Raw genomic sequence first — 23,215 nt, 5'->3', positions numbered from 1 at the left:
TAATACTTTCAATAAAAATATTTAAGGGTTATTCTTGAATAGCGTTTATCAATGCATCCGTTACAATTTCTGATCTCCATTGATATTCACTTCTGTCAATCAGGTCGAACCACCAAAAACAGGCCATGTTATATTGTTTGGATGAACGAATTAAATAATCAGCATATTTCGCTATTTCCTCTTCTTTTTCAGAAACAATAGGAGTGCCACATTCACCTATGATAACAGGGACGCCTTTAGTTACAAAGTAAGTATTAAGCCTGTCCATGATGTTACTAAGAGCTTGTTCGCGCTGAGCAGTCCATGATGTACCTTCCGATTCAAAATCTGTACCTTCGTATACATGAACCTCCACAATTAAATGGTCTGCAACCTCATCAAAAGGCACGGTGAAATTGCTCACTGCATTTTCTCCCGGATCGCCACCATAAGTGTTTACTATCAGATTGCGATAACGATTATTCCCTCCTGTAGTACGGATAGTTGTTACGAATTGTTGAGCAAACTTATTTATTGCCGCAAATGCATTTGGATCACTAGGATTTGTCCAACTGAAATTTTTATCGAGCATTTCATTATAACCTTCAAATACCAATTTATGGTCATATCCGGCAAAACGTTCTCCAATCTGTGTCCATAATGAAATGAACTTTTCATTCATCTCATCATAATTATCCAGATCAGCTATAAGCCATGCACTTTCATCGCCTCCTGTATCATGGTGTACATTTAAAATACAGTACATATCATTTTCTAATACATAGTTTACAACTTCTTCCACTCGGTTCATCCAAGCTTCATTTACCTTACCATTTTCATCTAAATGAGGGAACCAGGTAACGGGTATACGCATAGCATTGAATCCTCTGTCTTTTACGGCTTTCATTAATTCCGGTTTGGTAATAATTTGTCCCCAAGCTGTTTCATAGTCCGAAGGTGAAGTTCCTGTAATCCAACTGCCATATGAGTCAAGTGTATTGAATAGATTCCAACCAACTTTCATGTTTTTTACAACTGTTGGGGCATTTTCCCACTCTTCTGGTTCTACAACATTAGAACTATATTGAGTAACTTTTACGGTTTTAGTTTCTCCTCCAGCAGTAAGTGTTATCAGAGCTTCCCTATCTATATCTCCTATATTTGACTGAACTTCTACTTTTAGATATACAGTTTGATAATCTGTTAATGTAGGCTCGCCTGAACTATTAGAGAGTGTACACCAATCCTGATTGCCAGAAACGTTCCATTCTACATTCGATTTGATTGCAACCATTTGGAAACTACTTCCTGAATTAAATATGAGTTCATTAACATCGTTACCATTGAGAGTGATACTAAATTCGGGTGTCACTTTTATATCGTCATCAGAAGAGCAAGCTCCTGTTATCACTACCCAAAATACTAATAGTAAATACATTATATTTTTATTTCTTTTCATGTTTCAATTATTTTTTTACAATAAATCGGAAATTATCAAAGTAATAAGCTAAATCAATTCCGGCCGCTGATGGCGAAGAGTTCAAAACAAGTTATCCATTTACCTGTTGGTGCAACATCTCCTGTTAAAATATCGGTCGGTTCAAAAGCATCTTTCTCAAAGTCTTGCCAGAATCTTAATTTGATTTTAGTTTCTTGAAAATCTAAAGTTGCAATGAATTCAAATCGTACTTCTATGTCTTTAACCAAAGTAGCATCAGTAATAACTGTAGGGAAATTGATGCCTCCAAAATTCCATACTCCATACCACCATTGATTATCCACCTTACCATCAACACCATAACAGTTCCCCGATGTTAATAATGGAGGATTAGCTCCTGTTTCGTTTGTTTTTTCATTAGCTCCCCAGCTAAACCACCAAGATGTTGTCGGATCAAAGTCGATAACCAAATTTTCATATGGGTAAAAATCAATTTCAGCTTCTCCGCCTCCTGTAATAATCTTTAACTTACCTGAAGAAGAAGGTGCACTTGGCAAGGTGAATGTAATTTTGTCTGCTTCATCAGAAATTGTCAGATCTTCTGCAGGGATAGTATATTCGCCGTTGATATCGATACCTGTAATTTCCAGAAAATTAGTTCCATAGATCGTAACTTTTGTTCCTGGAATTGGCATATCTGAGGATATTGCTGTTATTGTTGGTTTTGGTATTCTTGAAGAAAAAGGAATATATGCTTTTCCTGAATAACATTCTACAACAATAAATCCTTCCGGAATTATTGTTGCCGGCATTGATACAATAATTCTAGTGAATTGCTCTGTGACATCATACGACTGCATATCATATTCTTCTACTACAGATGGAATCTCTTCTCCTTCGAGTGGTTCAGGGTTTATATTTGTAAGATAAATCCTCTCCACTTCATAAAAATTCTCTCCAAATAAATCAAGTCTCTGTCCCGGAACCACCTCCATATTTCCTTCAGGAGTCTCTGTGAGTTCTACTGAATATCTGGTTATTGTAGGCACTGGGGCCAAAACATGAAACCCATAAGATGCTTCACCATGGTTTGTCACAACGCGAATCTCATTTTTCAGATTACTATCTTCACCATGTAATTTTAATTCTTCCGGAATCGTAACAATAAGGTGTGTTGAAGTATTATAGTTTTTATTAAAGCCTACATTCTGATCGTTGATATATACTTCCAATGCATTATGAAGCCTTTCTCCTTGTATTACTATCAATTGGCCACGGCTTGCTTCGGTGAATGTGCTATCTACTTTCTCAGGATTAGTTACACGTACAGAGTGTATCACAGGAGTCCCATCACTGTCATTGTCATCTTTACATGATGATATCAACGCCAATAACAGACAGGCACATATCATCCAACAATTTTTAAAAGATATATTATTCATAGTGTTTATTCGTTAAAGTTATAAGACTGCGGAGCTTCATTAAGTAATGGATTTTGTATAACATCACTTTCTGGATAAGGGAAAAAGATGTTTTTGGCAGTTACCTCTATAACAATATTAGGACGTGTTATCTCACTGCCATCTTCTAATCCAAAGACAAGGTTACCATCCTTATCTTTTGTAATATTATCACAAATAGCTCCCCGGTCTTGAGAGTTGAAATATTGCAACATCTTAGTTGGTTTCCACTTATACCAAGTGGTCATATCATACCAGTTCACAAATTCCATGGCAAATTCACAACGACGCTCCCTGATTATATCATCAAGTGTAATGGAATTCAGCCGAGCTATTTTTGCACGATCATGTAGCTTATTGAAATATTCTAACCCTGGGCCGGAAGAAAGACTCTCACTATTTCCAAGACAAGCCTCTGCATAGATGAGATAAACATCAGCCAAACGAATCAGATAAGTATTCAAAGGTGAACTCATCGACTCCACTTTACCATCGTTATCATCGTCTGGTCCACCTATACATCCTTTTTTGTTGTGTGCACTTGTATGTGTATAAGTATATCCTCCCTCTGCAATATTGATATAAGGATAATAGCTTCCATTTGTAAAGAAAGAGGCATTTCTACGTAATGTATCAGCCTGAACATATTGTTTCATCTGATCAAGGGTTCCTGCAGGAGCACCCCATACGCCAATTCCACCGGTAATCTCAGATGAAAAGCAAAGATCTGCATAAAGTGTATTCTTTGTGTACCAGTCACCAAGTGGAACCCATTGCATAGCAAGCAATGATTCATCATTATTATTAAATTTGTATTTAAACAAATCTTCATAGTTTGACAAAAGATTCAAACCGCTATTCTCGCAAACATCTGCTGCATATGTTTTTGCCATTTCCAAATCTGCCTGGTCCCGTGTAGACTTATCCCATCCTGATCGGGCAAGATAAACCTTTGCTAAAAAGCCTTTAGCAGCCCAACTTGTAGCACGTCCTTTTTGAGAGGGCTTTTCTGGTAAATTATTGGCAGCATAAGTCAAATCATTTATTATAAACTGGAATACATCTTCCTCTTTATGTAATGGCTGTATAGGATTATTTACTACAGTTTCGTTGTTTTCAAATAGAATAACAGGTCCCCAAAGTCTAACCATATTAAAATAAGCTATTCCTCTCATTAGTCGAGCCTCTGCTACAGCTTTCAACTTGGCAGACTCTGTTACATCATTTGTAGATTTTGTATTAACATTTTCAATTATTGAATTAGACATGGTAACTACAGAGTAAAAGGCTGACCATGCAGAAGATAATAATGGCGTAAGAGCTGTTACCTGAAATGTGGTAAATTCAGGATACATATAAGGATTATATGCTTCATTGGCCCGTAAGCTGCCAATAGGAATAATACAGCGTTCATTGTAATTGAACCATGCGCGGTTATATAATGGAGCAGTTGCTGCTGTTAGAGCTTCATCAGAAGTATAATAATTATCTACATTATAATCGCCTTCCGGCGTTCTATCCAGAAAACTATCACTACAAGATGATAGTATGATTGATATTAATAATAAGCTATATATAAACTTTTTCATTTTCTTGGTATTAAAAATTAACATTTAAACCGAATGTATAAATACGTTGAGATGGATAGCGTGCATAATCAATGCCTCGTAATAAAACATTTTGATTGTATGCACCAATCTCAGGATCATATCCAGAGTAATTTGTGATAGTAAATGGGTTTTGTATATTACAATACACTCTTAAATATTCAACACCCCATTTGCCTGTCCAGGATTTAGGGAAAGTATATCCCAGTGAAATATTTTTTACCCGCAAGTAAGAACCTGATTCGATAAAGCGATCACTCGTACGATTATTGTCATTAGCATTGTGAGGTGTTATTCTCTGAACTTTTGCACTACCTGCATTAGAAACATACATATTCGAAAGAGTACGATCTCCATTCGGATCAATTAAATCAACTCTGGCATAGTAGATGTTTTCTTTAAGTAGTCCGGTATTATTAGTTGGTATCGTATTTTCTTCACGAATAAAATTATAGATTTTATTACCGTATACTCCATTAATAAAGATGTTAAGGTCAAAGCCTTTATAAGTAAAAGTATTGTTAATACCATAAGTAAATTTAGGTTCCGGATTACCTAGGCTGGTACGGTCTTTCTCATCAATTACTCCATCTCCGTTAAGATCTTCCCAGATATAGTCTCCATACCATATTTCATTTTCTTTTACTGTTTTATCGGTAGGCAAGGCAACAAATTTTTTATTTCCATTTGCATCAAGCAGGTAATTTCCATTTTTGTCTTTAGCATAGAAATCATCTTCGGTTGTAAACATACCTTTTACTTTATAGCCATAAAATTGTCCAACAGGTTGCCCAACCTGTGTATATGTATACGTCTTACCATCTACGACACCGGATAATCCGGCGGTTTCTGTATAAAGAGCTGTTACCTTATTACGATTTAATGAGAATGTTAAGCCTGTTTTCCACTCAAGACTGTTATTACTAATGTTTACAGTATTTAGAGTAAATTCAAAACCCTTATTATTCATTGCTCCGACATTAACCCAAGGTGAACTGATTATGCCTGATATATATGAAGGCAATGATGCAGGCGTCAACATATTGTCCGTTTCTTTATAATACCCATCCAAAATGAATTCAACACGGTTATTAAACAGAGTCAAGTCTATACCTGCATTATAGGAATATGTCTTTTCCCATTTCAAGTTTTCATTTGGATACTTTTGTTGATAATAACCTGTTCCCCAAACAGTCGCTACTGTTGACATAGTAGAGCCATATGCATAATTTCCGGCATTCTGATTTCCGACAAGCCCCCAGCCGAGCCTCAATTTCAAACCACTAACCACATCTACATTCTTTAGGAACTCTTCATTTTTTAGCTTCCATGCTAAGGCAAAAGAAGGGAAATATCCCCATCTGTTATTAGGCCCAAATGCAGAAGATCCATCGGCTCTCATCGTTGCAGTTAGTAAATAACGATCATTGAAGCTGTAGTTAAAACGACCATAATAAGACTCAATAGCTGAAGATCCTTTTGAACTGCTGTTTTTTGCTGTTAATGCATCTCCTGCCGGAAGTTCATGTACGGAATTAAATTGATACCCTGTTCTGGAACCAGATAATCCTTCACTATTCCATTCTTGAGCTTCATGTCCTAACATTGCGGTTAAAGAATGTTTACCAAAATCTTTATTATATGTCGCATATGTCTTAAATGTCATGTAGTTACTATTTGAAGCAGACCTGGATCCAAAACTTGCCTGAGTAAAATAGTCATAGTCATATAATGGAGTAAATTGGTAATTATTATTATAGTTGAAATTACCTCCATATTCTACTCTGAAATTCAAACCTTTCATTATATCTATACTGGCATAAGCATTCATATTGACATCTAGTCCCTTATCATAATTCTCTCTCATCATTGCATCAGCAACAGGATTCGAAAAATATGTTCCTGTATTATTTTCAGCAACTACACCCCAAGAGCCATCAGGGTTTTTAGCTGGTACATCCGGAAACTGACGAATAGCCAAACGGATAATATTATCACCATGCTCAACAGTATTGTATCTTTTAAAGCGAGATACATTGGAATTTAATCCGAATTTTAACCATTTATTTATTTGTGTATCTAGATTTGCACGTGCTGAGAAACGTTCGAAACTGGAACCAATGGCAATACCATCTTGTGACAAGTAACCGCCACTTACAGCAAATTGAGTATTTTCATTTCCTCCGGTGATGCTTAACTGATGGTTGTGCATTGGAGCTGTTCTAAATATCTCACTTTGCCAATCAGTGCCTTTTCCAAGGATAGATGGATCTGCAAACTCCTCTCTTTCACCCCATCCTAAGATTGCAACTCTTGCATTATAAAATTCAGCGAACTCCTGCAAGTTAAGCACATCAATTTTATCAGGTATTTGCTGAATCCCATAATAACCTTCATATGACAGTTTTGTTTTTCCCGAATGTCCTCGGCGGGTTGTTATAATTATAACTCCATTTGAAGCACGGGAACCGTAGATTGCTGTTGCTGATGCATCTTTTAGGATTTCCATCGATACAATATCGGCGGGATTGAGGGAAGCTAAAGCACTTGTATTTCCTCCTGTTTGCCCGGAAATGGCGATACCATCAATAATATATAGTGGCTCATTACCATTTAGAGAATTAGTTCCACGGATACTAACAGAAACGCCTCCTCCAGGTAAACCTGAATTTTGCGTAACAGATACTCCGGCTGCTCTCCCTTGTAGAGCCTGGTCGACAGATGTTGCTACAGTCTTTTTAATATCATCAGCAGATACAGATATAACTGAGCCTGTGATGTCGCTTCGTTTCATGGTTCCATATCCGACTACGACCACCTCTCCTAATAATTTTGTATCTTCTTTTAAGAATACATCTATGCTCTTCTGAGTTCCAACTTTAATTTCCTGAGTAAGAAAACTAACATATGAAAATACAATGGTTTGACCTTCATTAGCCCTGATAGTGTATTGCCCATTGATATCAGTTATAGTTCCAGTTGAGCCTCCTTTTAATGTGACGCTGACTCCGATAAGGGGTTCTCCGTCTGATTCCGATTTCACAATACCTGTAATATCTCTTGTTTGCTGTAATTCATCTCCATATATTGAAATGGAGATTATACAAAAGAAAAGAGCTATAAACAGGCTTTTTGGATTTGCTTGCCGCTTTTTTTTGCGTACCTGCGCACTTTTGTTCATAATGGTCTGACTTGGTTTAACAATGATTTAATAATATTTTATCTGTCAATCATGGATTTAGACAATTACAAAATTATTAACCTACAATCATAGTGGGGATTCGAAATGTATCACATAGGGTACACATATGTATTATTTGTACTTTGGGATAATTTTTGAAGAACATTTTGTGTAGTATTTGATCAAGATAGAAGTCGTATGAATCAGATTTCAATTTTGAATCAATGAGTTAAGAAATCTTTTCATTTTATATCTATAAGGGATTTTGATATCATTTAAAATAGAAATTCAATATTCAAAGAAAGTTATTTCTATAAATCACAAAGCTTTTTCCCCTTTGGCATAACTAAAAAACGATAACAGTTGGATCTAAAGATCCAACTGTTATCGTTTTACTATTTCTTTATAAGAAACTATTATTCCGCTTCAAAGAACCAGAAATACGCACCAGCCCAAGCACCACTTTCGGTTGATACTAAAACCATCTTATCCTCATCGAGTCTTAGGATGTCAAATTCAGTTGAAGGATGATCGAATCCAAGCAATAGTGCATCTGAGGTATTCGTATAAACTTTACCTATAGCCCATTCATTTCCCATGAAATTAGGTGTCTGTCTTGACATATCAAATAGGAAAGTGCTTTCAGAACCATCCGAACCATCATTATTCAATTTGGTTATTTTCATTCCATTAAGAGAAAATTTTAATCGACCATTCTTACCCTCATTAGATTTATCAGCAGCATCAGCTTTTGCCTGAATAGCATCCATATCTGAAGAAGCCCAGTCTCCATTGGAGCTAGCCATGTAGCCCCCCATTCCATAAGGAATTGCTGCTTCAGTATCCCAACGCCAGATTTTTTCACCAGTAGGACCACAGAAATATTCGTATTCTTTTGCTATTGGGTAATACAACTCATCTATCCTTACAGAATATTCCTTTGTGAGAGTAGTTCCGTCCGAATTTAATCCAGTTAAAGTTACTGTTTGGTCACCAGTAATAAACATCTGCATTTCACCTGAATTTGCAGCAACAGTAACCACTCCGTTAGACCATTTACAATTAATAGGACTATGACATTCAAACTTTATTTTATTTACATTCTTGCCATCAATAGTTTCTACTGTAACAATTGCATCGATCTGATCTGCTGTAATATTTCCTTTTAACTCTTCACGGTCGTCAATCGGACTACAAGCTATAAATGATATTAAGATAGCCAGTAGTGGTAATATTATTATTTTTTTCATTACAATTAGTTTATTAATTAAAATTCCAACCTGTATAATTAGCATCTGATCCTGTCCATCCTGTATTTTGTTGCAATATCCCATTAGACAAATCAATTTGCGTTTTAGGCAATGGCCAGAACCCATTCGTTGCTTTATAGCGTTCTACATAACCACCATTGTTAATTTGCTTATACTCTCCTTTATTGCGTACTGTTATACCATTCTTTTTTGCTAATGCTTCTTCTGCAATATGCCAACGTCGTATATCAGCCCAACGTCTACCTTCAAAACATAATTCATAGCGGCGTTCACGTTGCAATGACTCCAAAGTATAACCTTTGGCGGTAAGCCCTGCACGTGCACGTACCTGATTCATCCCATCAGCTGTACCTGTCAACTCCGAATGCATTAGCAGTACATCGGCAAAACGTATTACGATTAAATCTTGAAAATGTGCTCCTTGCATGTGCTCACCTACAGTAGAAACATCATATTCAGGATAAACCATCCAAAAAGTATTAGGCCAATCATATTTTTCTACTGCATCTTTAGAAGAAATAGGAGACATTTTTTTATTCCAATATCCACATTCTTCCATTTGAGCAGTTCCTTCATAAACATAATTTACTCCTTCTGTAGCATCTGCTATATTTAAAATGGAAGCTCTTCTACGTAAATCGTCCGGCTCATTAATGTTCCAGTCATCCCAGATAGTAGATGAAATCGGGCCTAATCCCCATCCTTGTCCAAAAGGGAAAGTATCTTCTTTACCATTTTTACCTACATCTCCCCGCATACCAAAACATAAGATATATTGATTTGTATATCCTATTTGATAAGCATCCCAACCTGAATAATTAGCATATTTAACAGAAAAGATTGTTTCCTTATTCTCGTTTCCAACCCATGCTAAGGGTGCACCATCTATACCAACTACATCTTTAGTGTATGGGTAATCATCTTTCGTGTGCTCATTCGTATATGTCCAAAGATTACGAAAGTCACCAACCAAGCCATGTCCAGAATTATCTCGACAATCTTCAAGCCATGATACGACCTCTGTTTTTGTCACATTTCTGCCTCCCGCTAAAGGAAGTTCATCTTTTCCATAAAATCCGGTATAAAATAAAAAATTACGAGCCATCAATGCTTGTGCTGCCCATCTAGTGATACGACCGCTTTCAAATTCATTGTACTTCTTCGTGGATGACATTATTCCTATAGCTTCTTTCAAATCTTCAGTAATCTGAGCATATACTTCGTCAGCACTTGCTCTCGGAATATTAAATTCTTGTCCGGGAGTTATAATAATCGGAACACCACCGAACATTTCTACCAGTTCACTATAAAAAAATGCACGTAAAAAAAGAGATTCACCTAAGAGTTGATCACGTGCTGACGTATCTTCTAGCTCGAGCGAGCTAAGGGCTTGAATTGCATCATTTGCTCTTGCAATACCCATATAACGAATTACCCAAAAATCATTAAATTGAGAATCATCAGCTTTTAGTAAATGTGCAATACCCAATGGTCCTTTATCATCCTCTGATCCACCTCCCATACGATCATCTGCAGCTAATTCTGATACAAAGAAATATGAAGAACCTGTCGCGCCTGTTGCTTTATTCAAAGTTGAATAAGTGGCTGTAACTAGCATCTCAGCATCTTTTACTCCATTAGGGAAATTTCCTGTATTTGATTCTGTATAATTGGTAGAGTCGAGTAAATCTTCACAACCCGTTAGCATAATTGCTACTGTAAGTATATATATAATCTTTTTCATTTCTGTATATCAATATTTTAGATTTATACCTATAAGAATTGTTCTTGGGCTTGGATAGCTACCTAAATCAATTCCTGATGCCCATGATTGAGATCCATAGCCGACTTCAGGATCCATTCCCGGATATCCGGTGAAAGTATATAGATTTTGTGCTTGTACATATAAACGAGCTTGCTGTAATGGTATGCGAGGAAAAAGCTTTTTGAAATCATAACCTAATGTTACGTTCTGTATTCGGAAGTAATCTGCTTTTTCTATATAAATATCAGAAACCTCTTTCCAATTCAAATTTGACTCATCTGATAAACGAGGAAATCTATTAGACGTTCCTTCTCCATGCCAACGTTCAAAAATGCCAGTTGTAGAAGAACGATAAGCCATAGCAATTTGATGACCAAATACACCGACTCCTGTTAGAGAAAGATCAAAGCCTTTATATGCAAAATTTAGTCCTAGTCCTAAATGGAAATCCGGGTTAGGATTCCCAATTTGTGTTTTATCATTTTGATCTATTACCCCATCTTTATTACGATCGACAAACTTAAGATCTCCTGGTACAGGGTTAGGTTGTAAGACCCCATTGCCATTTGCTATCCATTCATCAATCTCAGCTTGATTTTGGAAAACTCCGGCAGTTTTGTATCCCCAAAAGTATCCAATTGGATAACCTACCTGTGCACGATATAGTTCATCACTATTCACAGCAAGAGCTCCATCTCCATGAATAATTCCTTCTGTGTTAGCAATCCGTGTTACTTCATTTTTATTGTACGAAAAGTTTAGATTAGCTCCATAACTAAAATCTTTACCAATTTGATCATTCCAGTTCAAGGCAACTTCAAAACCTTTATTTTCCACATCACCTCCATTTATATAGGGAGCTCCTGTACCTGCTGTAGCAAGAATTGGAGCCTGAATCAACCAGTCTTTTGTAGTCTTAACATAATAATCAAAAGCTAAACCCAAGCGACTGTTGAGAAAACGAGCATCTATCCCTAAATTTAATTGTTCTGAGGTTTCCCAAGTAACATCTGGATTAGGAAGATTTGTAGTATAAGCCCCTTGAGCATGTGTATCTGTCGAACCGAGCGAAGTTGAACCGAAAGAGTAAACATTTAATTTATCAAATCTGACAGTTGCTAAATAATTGAAATTCGGAATATTACAATTTCCATTTTGTCCCCAGCTACCACGAATCTTTAGAAAATCTAACCAAGAGCGTGATTCTTCCATCCAATTTTCATTGGTCATTACCCAACCAACTGAAACTGAAGGGAAAGTACCCCAACGTTTTCCACGGGCAAAATTTGATGATCCATCTGTACGTATTGTTAATGTTGCCATATATTTTTCATCATAATTCCAATTCGCCCTTCCGAAAAAGGAAGCTAATGAAGAGTCTCCCCAAGGACTACCACTAAAGTTTGAAGTGCTTGAACCCGTCATATTATTAACCCATGCATAATCCCATCCTCCATTCAAAAGAGGAAGAGCATCATTTTGATCAACAACATTTCCTACAGAAACATCTGCTCCTGAAGCATTTTTTTCAAATGCCTGACCTACCAATACATCAATGTTATGATTTCCCAGCTTTGGTAAAACATACGAAATTGTATTTTCAACAGCAATACTATGCCCTGTACCAGCACTTTGAGTTACACTATAATTAGTACTTGAGGAATTTACACTTGATTTAAAAGGAGTAGCGAAACTACGAGAATTATAGCTACTCATTTTATAGCTGAATTGTCCTCTGTATTTCAATCCTTTGATAGGACTAACTTCTAAATAGGCAGTGGCATTCAAACCGTAATTATTATTCATATTCTGACCACGTTCTGCAACCATTGACATCACTGGATTACCTGCACCCGAAGAGAATATCCAACCATCTGCATCTTTATCGGTTTGTCCATAATATTCACCCTCGTCATTATATAGGGGTATCAGCGGGTTTGCCGTCAGCACATTACGAACATCGTTGTAATAAATATTTCCTTGTGAAACACCATTTTTCTTACTATAGTAGAAGGTTATATTTTCGCCAAAAGTTACAATATCACGATCACTACCTTTTAATAAAACATGGCTAGAATTCAAACGTGCCGTATAGCGTTCATATGCAGAAGCAACAGGTTTACCTAATATTCCATTTTGTTCTGTATAGGAAAATCCTGCTGAGAATTTTGACATATCTGTTCCTCCGATGATATTGATCGCATGATTTTGAGTAGTAGCATTCTTTTCTCGTATTGCATCAAACCAGTCAGTGCCATTCCAACCATTTTGTATTCGATTATAAATTTTTGAGCCTAATTCATTCTCCCAGTTATATGCTGTCTTACCTTCATTAAATCTGATTTCATCTTGAATTGTCATGTATTCTCGTGCATTGAGTAATCCGGGGTTCTTGTATACATTCTGCCAGCCCAAATAAGCATCGTATGTTACTTGCATTTTACCAGCTTTACCTTGTTTGGTTGTAATTAGCATTACACCATTGGCTGCACGAGCCCCATAAATAGCAGCAGATGCCGCATCTTTTAAGATATCAACTGATTCAATATCTGCCGGGCTCAAGCTATTAATGTCACCACCAGCAACACCGTCGATAACGACAAGAGGTGTAGAATCTCCGGTTGTTCCCATGCCACGTATATTAAATTTATAGCCTTCTCCCGGTTGTCCGTTATTGGCAATAATATTTACACCCGGTGTCATACTTTGCAAAGCTCCTAAGACAGAAGTAGTATTTAGCTTCTGCACATCATCACCTTTAACCTGAACTGTCGCTCCGGTTATGAGTTTCTTCTTCTGTACACCATAGCCTACTACAACAACCTCATCTAATAATGCAGTATTTTCTTTTAATACGACATTAATAGTTTGCTGATTCCCTACTGTAATTTCTTGATTTTGAAATCCTAGATATGAAAATACCAAAATCTGCCCTTCATTGGCATTAATGAGATATTTACCATCGATATCTGTTACAGTCCCTGTTGTTGTTCCTTTGATTGATACACTAACACCGATCAAAGGTTCCCTGTCAGAATCCGATACGATCAACCCACTTATCTCTCGGCCTTGTTGGGTTTCATTCCCATACAAAGCAGAACAAATAAGTGTGCTGAATAAAAAACTCACCAAAAAGCGAAATAATTGTTTTGAACGCTTTTTAGTGAATGTATTAGCACTTTTGTTCATGATAATTTGATTTAATTTAACAATGTATTACAAATTTTAGCCGAATGACTATGACAAAAGTAGCTTGGACGGACTCCTGCTATGGTGCCCGAATGTATTATACTAGGTAACTAAATGTATTATTTTTGCCTTCTTATATATTCTGAAGGAGATATTCCAAATTCGGTTTTAAAGTAGCGAGTAAAGATCTTAGGAGAATTAAAACCCACAGCATAAGCTATTTCTGATATTTGCATTTGACTTTCATCTAACAACTGTTTCGCTCTCTTTAAGCGGATTGTACGGATAAATTCAGATGGGCCTTTCCCTGTTATATGTGTTAACTTTTTATAAAGATGACCTCGTGTAAGCCCCACAGCAGAACTTAATACTTCAACAGATAATTCCGGATCATCCATATGATTTTCTACAACTTTTATTGCCTTTGATATCAATTGTTCATCTAAAGAAGTAATTGTGATTTCACTTGGGGAAATATCTATTTTTTGATTAAATGCCTGATGACTCTTTTCTGTCCATTCCATAAATTTGCGGATACGTAGTCTCAACAAATTATAATTAAAAGGCTTTGTTATATAATCATCTGCTCCATATTCCAGACCTTGTATCTTATACTCTTCTGCAGTACGTGCTGTTAATAATATGACAGGAATATGCGACCATTCAATATTAGTTTTGATTTTCTTACATAGCTCTATGCCATCCATTACAGGCATCATTACATCACTAATAACAAAATTGATGTCATTTTGAGTTAAGCATTCCAAAGCTTCCTGTCCATTTCCGGCAACAAGTACATCAAACTCATCCGACAGACTTTCAGACATAAATTCCTGAAAATCTTTGTTATCTTCTACTAATAGGAGAACCGGACGATCATTCTTTATTGCCATTTCATTTTCAGATGTATTCTCATCATCGGACAACATTTCTTCAGGAAGATTACTATCTTTTATCTCTTGGTCAACTATTGGTATGCTAATTGTAAAAATACTTCCGTGAGGTGAATTATCTCCAACATTTAAACTCCCATTGTGTAAACGAACATATTCATTAACAATATGTAACCCAATTCCACTGCCTGTATTTTCTATATTTTGACCTGCTTGATAAAAACGCTCAAAAATAAATTTTTTGTCCTCGTCTGAAACCCCATTTCCGGTGTCTGATACGCTTACATTGATATAAGCATCTTGTTTATATATCCGAACAATAATAGAACCTCTGTCTTGGGTATATTTGAATGCATTTGATAACAGATTACTTATAATTTTTCGAACCTTATCTACATCAAATGACATATATATATGGCCTGCTTCATCAATGATATTAAAATGCATTTGACGTTCTGATGCATACATCTTAAATGTGAGTGCAGTTTCTTTTACTAAAGATACAAAATCGCTTTGTGTCGGTCGTAGTTTTTCGGCACCTACATCAAGTTTGCGAAAATCCAATAATTCATTTACAAGATTGAGCATCTGCTCTGCACTTCGATATACTGCTCTCAGTTTTTTTACTATTTCCTGATCTTTATATTCTTCAATCATTACTTGCAGGGGAGTAATGATAAGCGTTAACGGAGTTCTAAAATCATGACTGACATTGGTGAAAAATTTTAATTTCATTTCATTTATGCGAATCATTTGATTATGCTCTAAATGCAGGCGTTGTTGTTCTAACTTGTTTTTTTGCTTTTTATGATAGCTTTTTAATATTAAACCTATAACGCCAACAACCAATATGAAATAAAAAATGTATGCATACCAAGACATCCAGAATGGAGGCTTAACTTCAATATCTAAGGTTGTTATTTCATCGCTCCAGATACCATCACTATTACAAGCTTTAATCAAAAGCTTATATCTCCCAGGAGAAAGGGAGGTAAATGTTATCTTATTATCAGATGTATATATCCATTGCTGATTGAAATTTTCCAGTTGATAGGCATAACGAACTTTGTTGGCAGTTAACAGGTCCATTGTTGTATACTCCAGAGTTATTAATATATCCGAATATTTTAGCTTAATTCCTGATATTTGTTCTATTGGACCATTTAGTATTACGCGTCCATCATATGGTAAATCAGTCTTGATTTCCTCATTTCCAATCTTTAATCCCGTAAAGATAACCTTTGCTAAAGGCTGCCTCTTCTCACTCATTTTGTTGGGATTAACTAATGAATAACCTTCGGCTTCTCCCAATAGCATATCTCCATTTTTCAATCTGAATATTGAGTGACGATTAAAATCATTACTCATTAATCCATCCTTCGTAGAAAAATTACTTATTCCACATTTCAATATACCATCTTCATCTTTAGTTATAGTAAGAACGGAGCAGCCATTACTGGTTGTTATCCAGATATGATCAAGTGCATCTTCACTTATACCTCTAATAACATTATCACATAATCCATTACTTTTATCAAAATAATAGAGTGTATCTGCCTTAATATCCCATGCTGTCAAACCTTGATTGTGGCCAATCCATAGGATATCTCTTTTATCTTTATAGAGACTCTGGATAAACATTTGACGATACTTCTGAGTACCTTTTGCATTACCATGAAATATTGTTTTTTTTCCGCTCAAGATATCTATCAAACATATTCCATAAACAGTACCTGCATACAATTTATCTCCACCATCATAGTACATATCCATAACAGCAAGATTATCTCCATACTCAGCGAAATGATTTTCAAATTCATATGTATTGGTATCTAAACGTTGTAATGTTCCCCATAAAGTACCAATCCAAATATATCCGTACCTGTCTTCTGTAATACTCCATACACTGTTATCGGATAAGTTGCTGTTTTCTTTAGTGAATTGCTTTATCTTTCCGTTTTCGTAGCAAAACAGTCCTTTTTGATAAGAACCCATCCAAACACGGCCTTTTGAATCCTCAAATAATGTAACAATAGAACTGGCTGGCAAATTTATTTTCTCATATAAATTACTCTGATAATCTTTTTTCCGAATTAAGCCATAACCATCTGTTCCCAACCAAATATTTCCCTGCCTATCTTCCAGTATTGAGCTTATATCTCTAAATTCTTCATTCCGAAAATTAAAAAAGTTTTGTAGTGATTCATGATAGAAGGAAAGTCCTTTATTAGAACCCATCCAAATTGTCCCTAAGCTATCCTTATATAAAGCTTCTATGCTTCCGGGAAGTATTGAGGAACGGATCCACGGATCATTCACTAACAAAGTTTGTTTATTATTCTGTTTATCATAAATAATTAATTCTTTGTGATCTGTGGTAATCCATATCTTCCCGTTTCCTGCATCAAGAATAGAACTAATCAGTTGTTGAGAACGAGTGGTACCAGACTGAAGTATTATTTCTTTCCATAGTTTTTGTTTACTGTCTTTATGAAATAAATACAAGCCAGAAGACAGCCATAAGCCATTTTCTTCATCAATGTATAGTTTGTTATCACTATCTTTTATCTGCTGAGATATATTATGAGGGAGGATTTCTTCGTTCCATGTCCCTTTTTGAATATCTAAGTTATATAGTATTCCTGCCCCTGAAACCATGTATAAAGATATTCCATCATCATTTATATTGACCTCATCTTTGATCGGACAAATAAAACTTCGAAGCTGATTTTTATCAAATTGATAATAATCTATCGTATCCTGATGTTTTACCCACAGATTCTTAGACTTATCAATATAGACCTTATTTACAGACCCTGCTTTGATACCTTTAGTTTCATAGAGTTCATGAATGTTAGTTACAAAATGATCTTTTGTTCGATCATACATTACATATTTATTCTCACTTCCTATCCAGATATTACCTTTCTTATCCTCTTGCAGATCCTTAATATCATCGCCTATGAGTGAGTTAGTAGTATCTTGGCTACTCATGTAATATTTGAAACGGTAACCGTCATATCTGTTTAAACCGGATTGTGTTCCGACCCAAAGGAATCCATAGCTATCTTTTAATATTGATTTTACATGATTATTGGATAAACCATCATTAGTTGAAAGATGATGAAATGCATAACTTGATTGCCCCAATGCCAAAACTGGAAATAGGGAAAAGAAATAAAGTAGAAAATAACTAAAACATTTCATATTTTCATGGTATAATCATTATACAAATTTAGAAAAATTGGTTATAATGATACGTAATAAATGTATTTAATATGGTAATTAAATGTATCTTACTCAATCTTATAACAGTCAGAATGAAAATCATTTATTTGATTAATCATCAAAGTGTTATATCAAAATTTGTAGTATTTGTGTCAAAATAATGAGTAGTATTTCATTCTTACCTTTTATTTACAAACAAACAGGGAGGAATAATTATTATTCCCCCCCCATAATTAAATAACACCAAGATATTATTGGATAGTAAAAGTATCCTTACTTAATTGAGCTTTTCCATTTTTCTCCGTCTATTTTCATGAGATAATTTCCGGCCTTTACTTCAAACTTAGCGGTTTGTATTCCATTTCTTATATCCATTCCAATGTAATTTATTCCTTCTACTTCTGAAGATTTACCAACGGACGATTCTTCTGTCGGTAAATAAAGCGTTGCTGTTGTATTGGCTGGAACTGTAAATTCATAGCTTAATAATCTACCGTTATCCGCTGTCCAATGACTATATATGTTACCATAATTAGATTCATAGGTTCCTGAAGCTTCTTTATAAGTTCCGCCAGGTAGAGGTTGAAGAATAAAATTTTGATATCCATTACCTGACTCTGTAGTAATGCCCAGATGATATTCATAAATCCATGAGCCAACAGAACCGAGAGCAAAGTGATTAAAGGAGTTCATAGCACTTTCTCCATTCATTTGGAAAGCCAGTTCATAAGAATTCCAGCGTTCCCACATACTTGTCGAACCTAACTTGACAGGATATAACCATGATGCATAATCGGTAGCTGCAAACATTTTGTATGCAGTTTCTATCTGACCTGTACGAGCCAAAGCCGGTAATATATTAGGGGTTCCCGAAAAACCGGTTGTAATTGTGTAATCTAATGAACTTATTGTTGGGTTGAAAGGAACATCACTACCTGCACTACCAGGAAAACCTCCGAAGAAAGGAACTAATACTTTACCTCCATCACCACTATTTGCTGGCTTAGCAGCTAATTCAACAAGTCGTTTAATAGCAAACTCTTTGTAGGAAAGTCCTGCATTTACACCTGACTTTATTTTCATATCATCACTGAATAAATCAAAATTTAAAGGCGTAGCATAAGATGTTTGAGAATCAATAATATCTCCAATCGAGCCATCTTTTATCGAAATAGAATGTGTCATTCCGGTTTCCGAATCTACATAAGCCATATTAAAAGCTTTTTTCCCTTCATTAAATCGTTTCCGCAATATATCTGCATAAGATGATTCTCCAATTGCATCTGCCATAACAGCCGTTATGTGCAACATATATAAATAAATTGCATTATTGCAGATATCTTCGGATGTTCTAACATCAACACTTAACCAATCGGCAAAACCACTAGTCCTTGATGATAAACCATTATAGCCGGGGATTTTATAATAATTCATCCCATCCAGCCATAATTTCATTGTTGGGAAATTCTCCTTAACAACTTGCAAGTCTCCATATTGTATATACAATTGCCAAGGAACCATACAAACAGCCGCCGCCCAAGTTGTTCCATCATCAAAGCTTTTGCTTCTTTCATGTGAAAATGTAGGAACGGTACTGCCAATCCCTCCGGCTGGCGCTCCATTTTCACCTCCAACACCTTGATCATTTCTCAAGGCTATCATCCATTGTCTAAAGAAACTTTGAATATTGCCATTGTATGAAGCTGTACGTGAATAGGCTTGTGCATCACCTGTCCATCCCATACGTTCGTTTCGTTGAGGACAGTCAGTTGGAATAGAGAAGAAGTTACCTAATTGACTACGTTGGATATTCTTATATAGTTGGTTTACTAATTTTCCGGTTTCGTCAGTAGTATAACCTTCATATTTTCCTTTAACAGGTTCTGATGAAAGAACTATACCTTTTACATTGTTTAATGCTAATGGTGTTGTTCTATTGGGAATAGTTATTTGAATATATCGATAACCTCTGTAAGTAAAATGGGGTTCAATCACAACATCTTTAGTTTCATCTGCTTTACTTGCAATATAGAAATCTGTTGCTAAAGCAGCACGATAGGTATCATGTAAAACTCTACCTGCTACATTCGGACGATAATTCCCGTTTGGTCCATAAAGAGATTCATAGGTTACTCCATCTGGCATAACTCCATTAGGAGAATCTTCATTGCCAGGATATATTTCTTCTCCAAAGCGTAATAATACAATATCTCCTTCTTTTAAAGATCCTGCAGGAATGGTTATAGACGGTACCCCAACCATAGCAATACTCATATCATAAGTATAGGTATTTTTACTTTTGCTGTGTGTTTTAAGCACTCTGACAGCATCTAATTTTTCAACTTCCTTTATAGGATTATCACGACGTGCTATTAAATCAAAATGTATCCATTCACGAGGAGTTATAATCTCAGGTTTTACCCATTCATTTGATAGGTAACCTGTTTTATTCCATCCGGATACAATAGCATCTTTATTGGCATTATATCTCTGTCCCTGAAACATACTTGCGTATTCAATTGGACCTCCTTTATATAATTTCCAATCTTCAGTGTTTGTTGTGATTATTTTTTCTGAACCATCTTCATATGTGATCACTAATTTGGCCAAAAGAGCTTCCGTATCACCCCAAAAGTTATAATTGCTGGGGGTATAGCTCATATAGCCGGTATAAAATCCAGGTCCAAGAATGGCTCCGATTGCATTTTTTCCCTTATTAATATATTCAGTTACATCATATGCGTGGTATGTTAATGTTTCACGATATTGGCTCATACCCGGATTAAACCAATCATTACCTATTCGTTTGCCATTAATATACATTTCATATGCACCTAGTGCAGAAATATATACCTTCGCCTTTTTAATTGCTTTTGTTTCTAAATCAAACTCTGAACGTAGCATAGATAAAGAGCCATAATAACTTGGATCTGCATACCCGAATACTTTATCTTCTACTGTGATTTTATTATTCTTTACCGTAATTCCTGGTATATTCTTAAATATGGAATAGGTTGCGCCTATATGGGAATCAAATAATGCGGCATCTCTTCCTTGCCCGATATTCATTAATTTGTAATCAGTAAATTCAACTTTCTCTCCTTTTGAAGCAGAAAAACCTATTGAGTTCAGATTGGGAAATGTATTATAGTTATTACCTGCTCTTCCCAATGGTGTAATCATCGTCTGAGTTGAATTATCACTCAAAATTACAGGTTGCCCATTTATAAACATTCTTATTTCACTTGTTTCAACCTTAATTTCAAGTAAGTTCTCCTTTCGTGCATTATCAATTGTAATCAGCTGGTTTATATTAGTCTTCGGCTGAGTTGCCAGCGAAATAATCTGATACGGCTTATTCGGGTCATCACCTTTCGCATAACCAACACGATAAATATTAATTACCGCACCCTGTTCTTTCCCGACTCCGGCAATATCTAATTCCCATTTTATATAATTTTCTCCGGAAACATTCATAACATTTTGAAACTCATCGTTCAATCGAAAGTCATTCGCCCCAAAGATTACAGAAACCTTGTTTCCTTTAATTATCTGAAATTTAGTTTGTAAGTTAAAAATTACAGATGACGTTGCATCCAGATTTAGGTCATTACTACCAATCCATTTTGCACCAGACCAAGCAGACATTGAAGGATTCATGAGACCTGTTGAAAATCTAGATGTAGCCGAATGCTTTTTTCCTACATTGTCTGTTATATTCACTTTCCAGTAATAATCAGTTTCAGGCATTAATTCTTTTGCGCCATTTGTACTTCCATAAAAAATACTCACTGATTTATCGGATTTTATTATTCCACTATCCCAAATGATATTCTTAAAATGTAAATCCGTTGATACTATTAGCTGATAATCGACCTGTTTAAAACCAATGGTATTTGATTGTATTTGCCATGCGAAATCAGGTCTACTCTGATCAATTGCAGTTGGTGTTTCACGTGCATCCACTGTCATATTTATGATTGCAGTATTACCTATTTGCGTTTTTGCATGAATAGGAACTAAACTAAAAAAACTTATTATCCATGATATACAGATAAGGGTTATTTGTTTCTTCATAATTACTCTTGTAAAAATGTTATATAAATATTATTGTATTATTATCGTTTTTGCAACTTTAGGCTAACATTCGAATACCCTTTTATTCACAAGCGAAAATACTATCCACTTGACGAATAATCGATCTTAGATGTATTATATGTGGTGCGTAAATGTATTATTAGATTCTATACTCTACTTATTTAATCTTTTATCAAGTGTTTTAGGTTCTCATCCCCCTTAATTCGTTCTAATTCCTCCTTTACAATCTGCCCGACATCCTCTTTAATTTGGGCATAGTTCTCTTGAATCTCCTGCTCCATAGTATCAACACCATCTTCATTAATAAAATTAGTAAGTGTTGGTATTTTCTGATAGACTTTTGTCTCTGCAGCGACCTTAGCATTGTCCACTACAATCTCGGCATGAAATATCTTTTGCTCAATCCGCTCATCGAAATTATCCGATACAGCTCCGACGAACATACCCTGAGTCAAATTCGATATTTTGGAAGGAGGTATAAGGCTATCCATTTGTGTACTGATAGAAGTAGATTTATCCTGCTTATTGATTGTCAACGACTGGCGTTTCTGCAATACCTTTCCAAAGCGATCCGATAGTGTTTTGGCCGTTTCCCCGACTACCTGTCCCGAGAAAATATTCCCAACTGTATTGATTACTACCTTTGCTTCCTTATCTCCATAGTCACGATTCAACTGGCTGAAATCCTGAAATCCGAGACATACGGCTACCTTGTTACTTCTCGCCGTTGCTATCAGGTTATCCAACCCACGAAAATACATTGTCGGTAACTCATCAATAATAACCGAGGATTTGAGTTGTCCCTTTTTATTTATCAGCTTTACGATACGGCTATTGTATAAACCAAGGGCAGCCGAATAAATATTCTGTCTGTCGGGATTATTCCCTACACAAAGTATCTTAGGAGCATCAGGATTATTAATGTCCAGTGAAAAATCATTACCCGTCATAACCCAATACAGTTGAGGGCTTATCATTCTGGATAATGGAATTTTCGCTGATGCAATCTGGCCATAGGCTAAGCACCCGGCGCCTTGCCACCTTTCACAGTGGTAGGTTTCCAAGCACTCGCCACCGAACCGTACGTACACGTCTCCATGTATACG

The 23,215-nt window shown here is 35.8% G+C and carries 10 protein-coding genes; all 10 read right to left on the bottom strand.

Going from position 1 to position 23,215, the window contains the following annotated elements; all coding sequences use genetic code 11:
* Positions 1–28: 28 nt before the first annotated feature.
* A complete protein-coding gene (locus tag BUC12_RS03370) occupies positions 29–1,438 on the bottom strand; it encodes a cellulase family glycosylhydrolase (RefSeq protein ID WP_062176945.1) in 1,410 nt (469 codons plus the stop codon).
* Positions 1,439–1,491: 53 nt separating this feature from the next.
* Complete coding sequence (locus BUC12_RS03365; RefSeq protein ID WP_062176948.1) at positions 1,492–2,859, bottom strand: IPT/TIG domain-containing protein; 1,368 nt, start codon at positions 2,857–2,859, stop codon at positions 1,492–1,494.
* Between the two features lie 5 nt (positions 2,860–2,864).
* A complete protein-coding gene (locus BUC12_RS03360; RefSeq protein ID WP_062177071.1) occupies positions 2,865–4,466 on the bottom strand; it encodes a RagB/SusD family nutrient uptake outer membrane protein in 1,602 nt (533 codons plus the stop codon).
* Positions 4,467–4,476: 10 nt separating this feature from the next.
* Positions 4,477–7,665, bottom strand: a complete 3,189-nt coding sequence (locus BUC12_RS03355) for a SusC/RagA family TonB-linked outer membrane protein (RefSeq protein WP_070808547.1) — start codon at positions 7,663–7,665, stop codon at positions 4,477–4,479.
* A gap of 416 nt (positions 7,666–8,081) precedes the next feature.
* Complete coding sequence (locus BUC12_RS03350; RefSeq protein ID WP_139261994.1) at positions 8,082–8,915, bottom strand: hypothetical protein; 834 nt, start codon at positions 8,913–8,915, stop codon at positions 8,082–8,084.
* A 13-nt stretch (positions 8,916–8,928) separates the two neighbouring features.
* Positions 8,929–10,644 (bottom strand): RagB/SusD family nutrient uptake outer membrane protein, encoded by a 1,716-nt coding sequence (locus tag BUC12_RS03345; protein ID WP_236689360.1) that lies wholly within the window; start codon positions 10,642–10,644, stop codon positions 8,929–8,931.
* 45 nt (positions 10,645–10,689) lie between these two features.
* Positions 10,690–13,890: a SusC/RagA family TonB-linked outer membrane protein gene (locus BUC12_RS03340; protein ID WP_062176969.1), complete on the bottom strand. Its 3,201-nt coding sequence runs from the start codon at positions 13,888–13,890 to the stop codon at positions 10,690–10,692.
* A 119-nt stretch (positions 13,891–14,009) separates the two neighbouring features.
* Positions 14,010–17,990, bottom strand: coding sequence for a hybrid sensor histidine kinase/response regulator transcription factor (locus BUC12_RS03335; RefSeq protein WP_062176972.1), 3,981 nt, complete (start codon positions 17,988–17,990; stop codon positions 14,010–14,012).
* 294 nt (positions 17,991–18,284) lie between these two features.
* A complete protein-coding gene (locus BUC12_RS03330) occupies positions 18,285–22,088 on the bottom strand; it encodes a family 78 glycoside hydrolase catalytic domain (protein WP_062176975.1) in 3,804 nt (1,267 codons plus the stop codon).
* A gap of 182 nt (positions 22,089–22,270) precedes the next feature.
* The coding region (locus BUC12_RS03325) for a TraM recognition domain-containing protein (protein ID WP_073357280.1) at positions 22,271–23,215 on the bottom strand (945 nt) is incomplete at its 5' end.

The organism is Indolivaga macrotermitis, assembly GCF_900128985.1.
Lineage (GTDB): Bacteria > Bacteroidota > Bacteroidia > Bacteroidales > Dysgonomonadaceae > Dysgonomonas_A > Dysgonomonas_A macrotermitis.
Note: the sequence above shows the minus strand (reverse complement) of the source record. Positions and strands in the feature narration are given on the sequence as shown.

Bases quoted from the DNA above. Each gene is read 5' to 3' on its own strand.
- BUC12_RS03370 (WP_062176945.1), bottom strand. From the start codon at position 1,438: ATGAAAAGAAATAAAAATATAATGTATTTACTATTAGTATTTTGGGTA.
- BUC12_RS03365 (WP_062176948.1), bottom strand. From the start codon at position 2,859: ATGAATAATATATCTTTTAAAAATTGTTGGATGATATGTGCCTGTCTG.
- BUC12_RS03360 (WP_062177071.1), bottom strand. From the start codon at position 4,466: ATGAAAAAGTTTATATATAGCTTATTATTAATATCAATCATACTATCA.
- BUC12_RS03355 (WP_070808547.1), bottom strand. From the start codon at position 7,665: ATGAACAAAAGTGCGCAGGTACGCAAAAAAAAGCGGCAAGCAAATCCA.
- BUC12_RS03350 (WP_139261994.1), bottom strand. From the start codon at position 8,915: ATGAAAAAAATAATAATATTACCACTACTGGCTATCTTAATATCATTT.
- BUC12_RS03345 (WP_236689360.1), bottom strand. From the start codon at position 10,644: ATGCTAACGGGTTGTGAAGATTTACTCGACTCTACCAATTATACAGAA.
- BUC12_RS03340 (WP_062176969.1), bottom strand. From the start codon at position 13,890: ATGAACAAAAGTGCTAATACATTCACTAAAAAGCGTTCAAAACAATTA.
- BUC12_RS03335 (WP_062176972.1), bottom strand. From the start codon at position 17,990: ATGAAATGTTTTAGTTATTTTCTACTTTATTTCTTTTCCCTATTTCCA.
- BUC12_RS03330 (WP_062176975.1), bottom strand. From the start codon at position 22,088: ATGAAGAAACAAATAACCCTTATCTGTATATCATGGATAATAAGTTTT.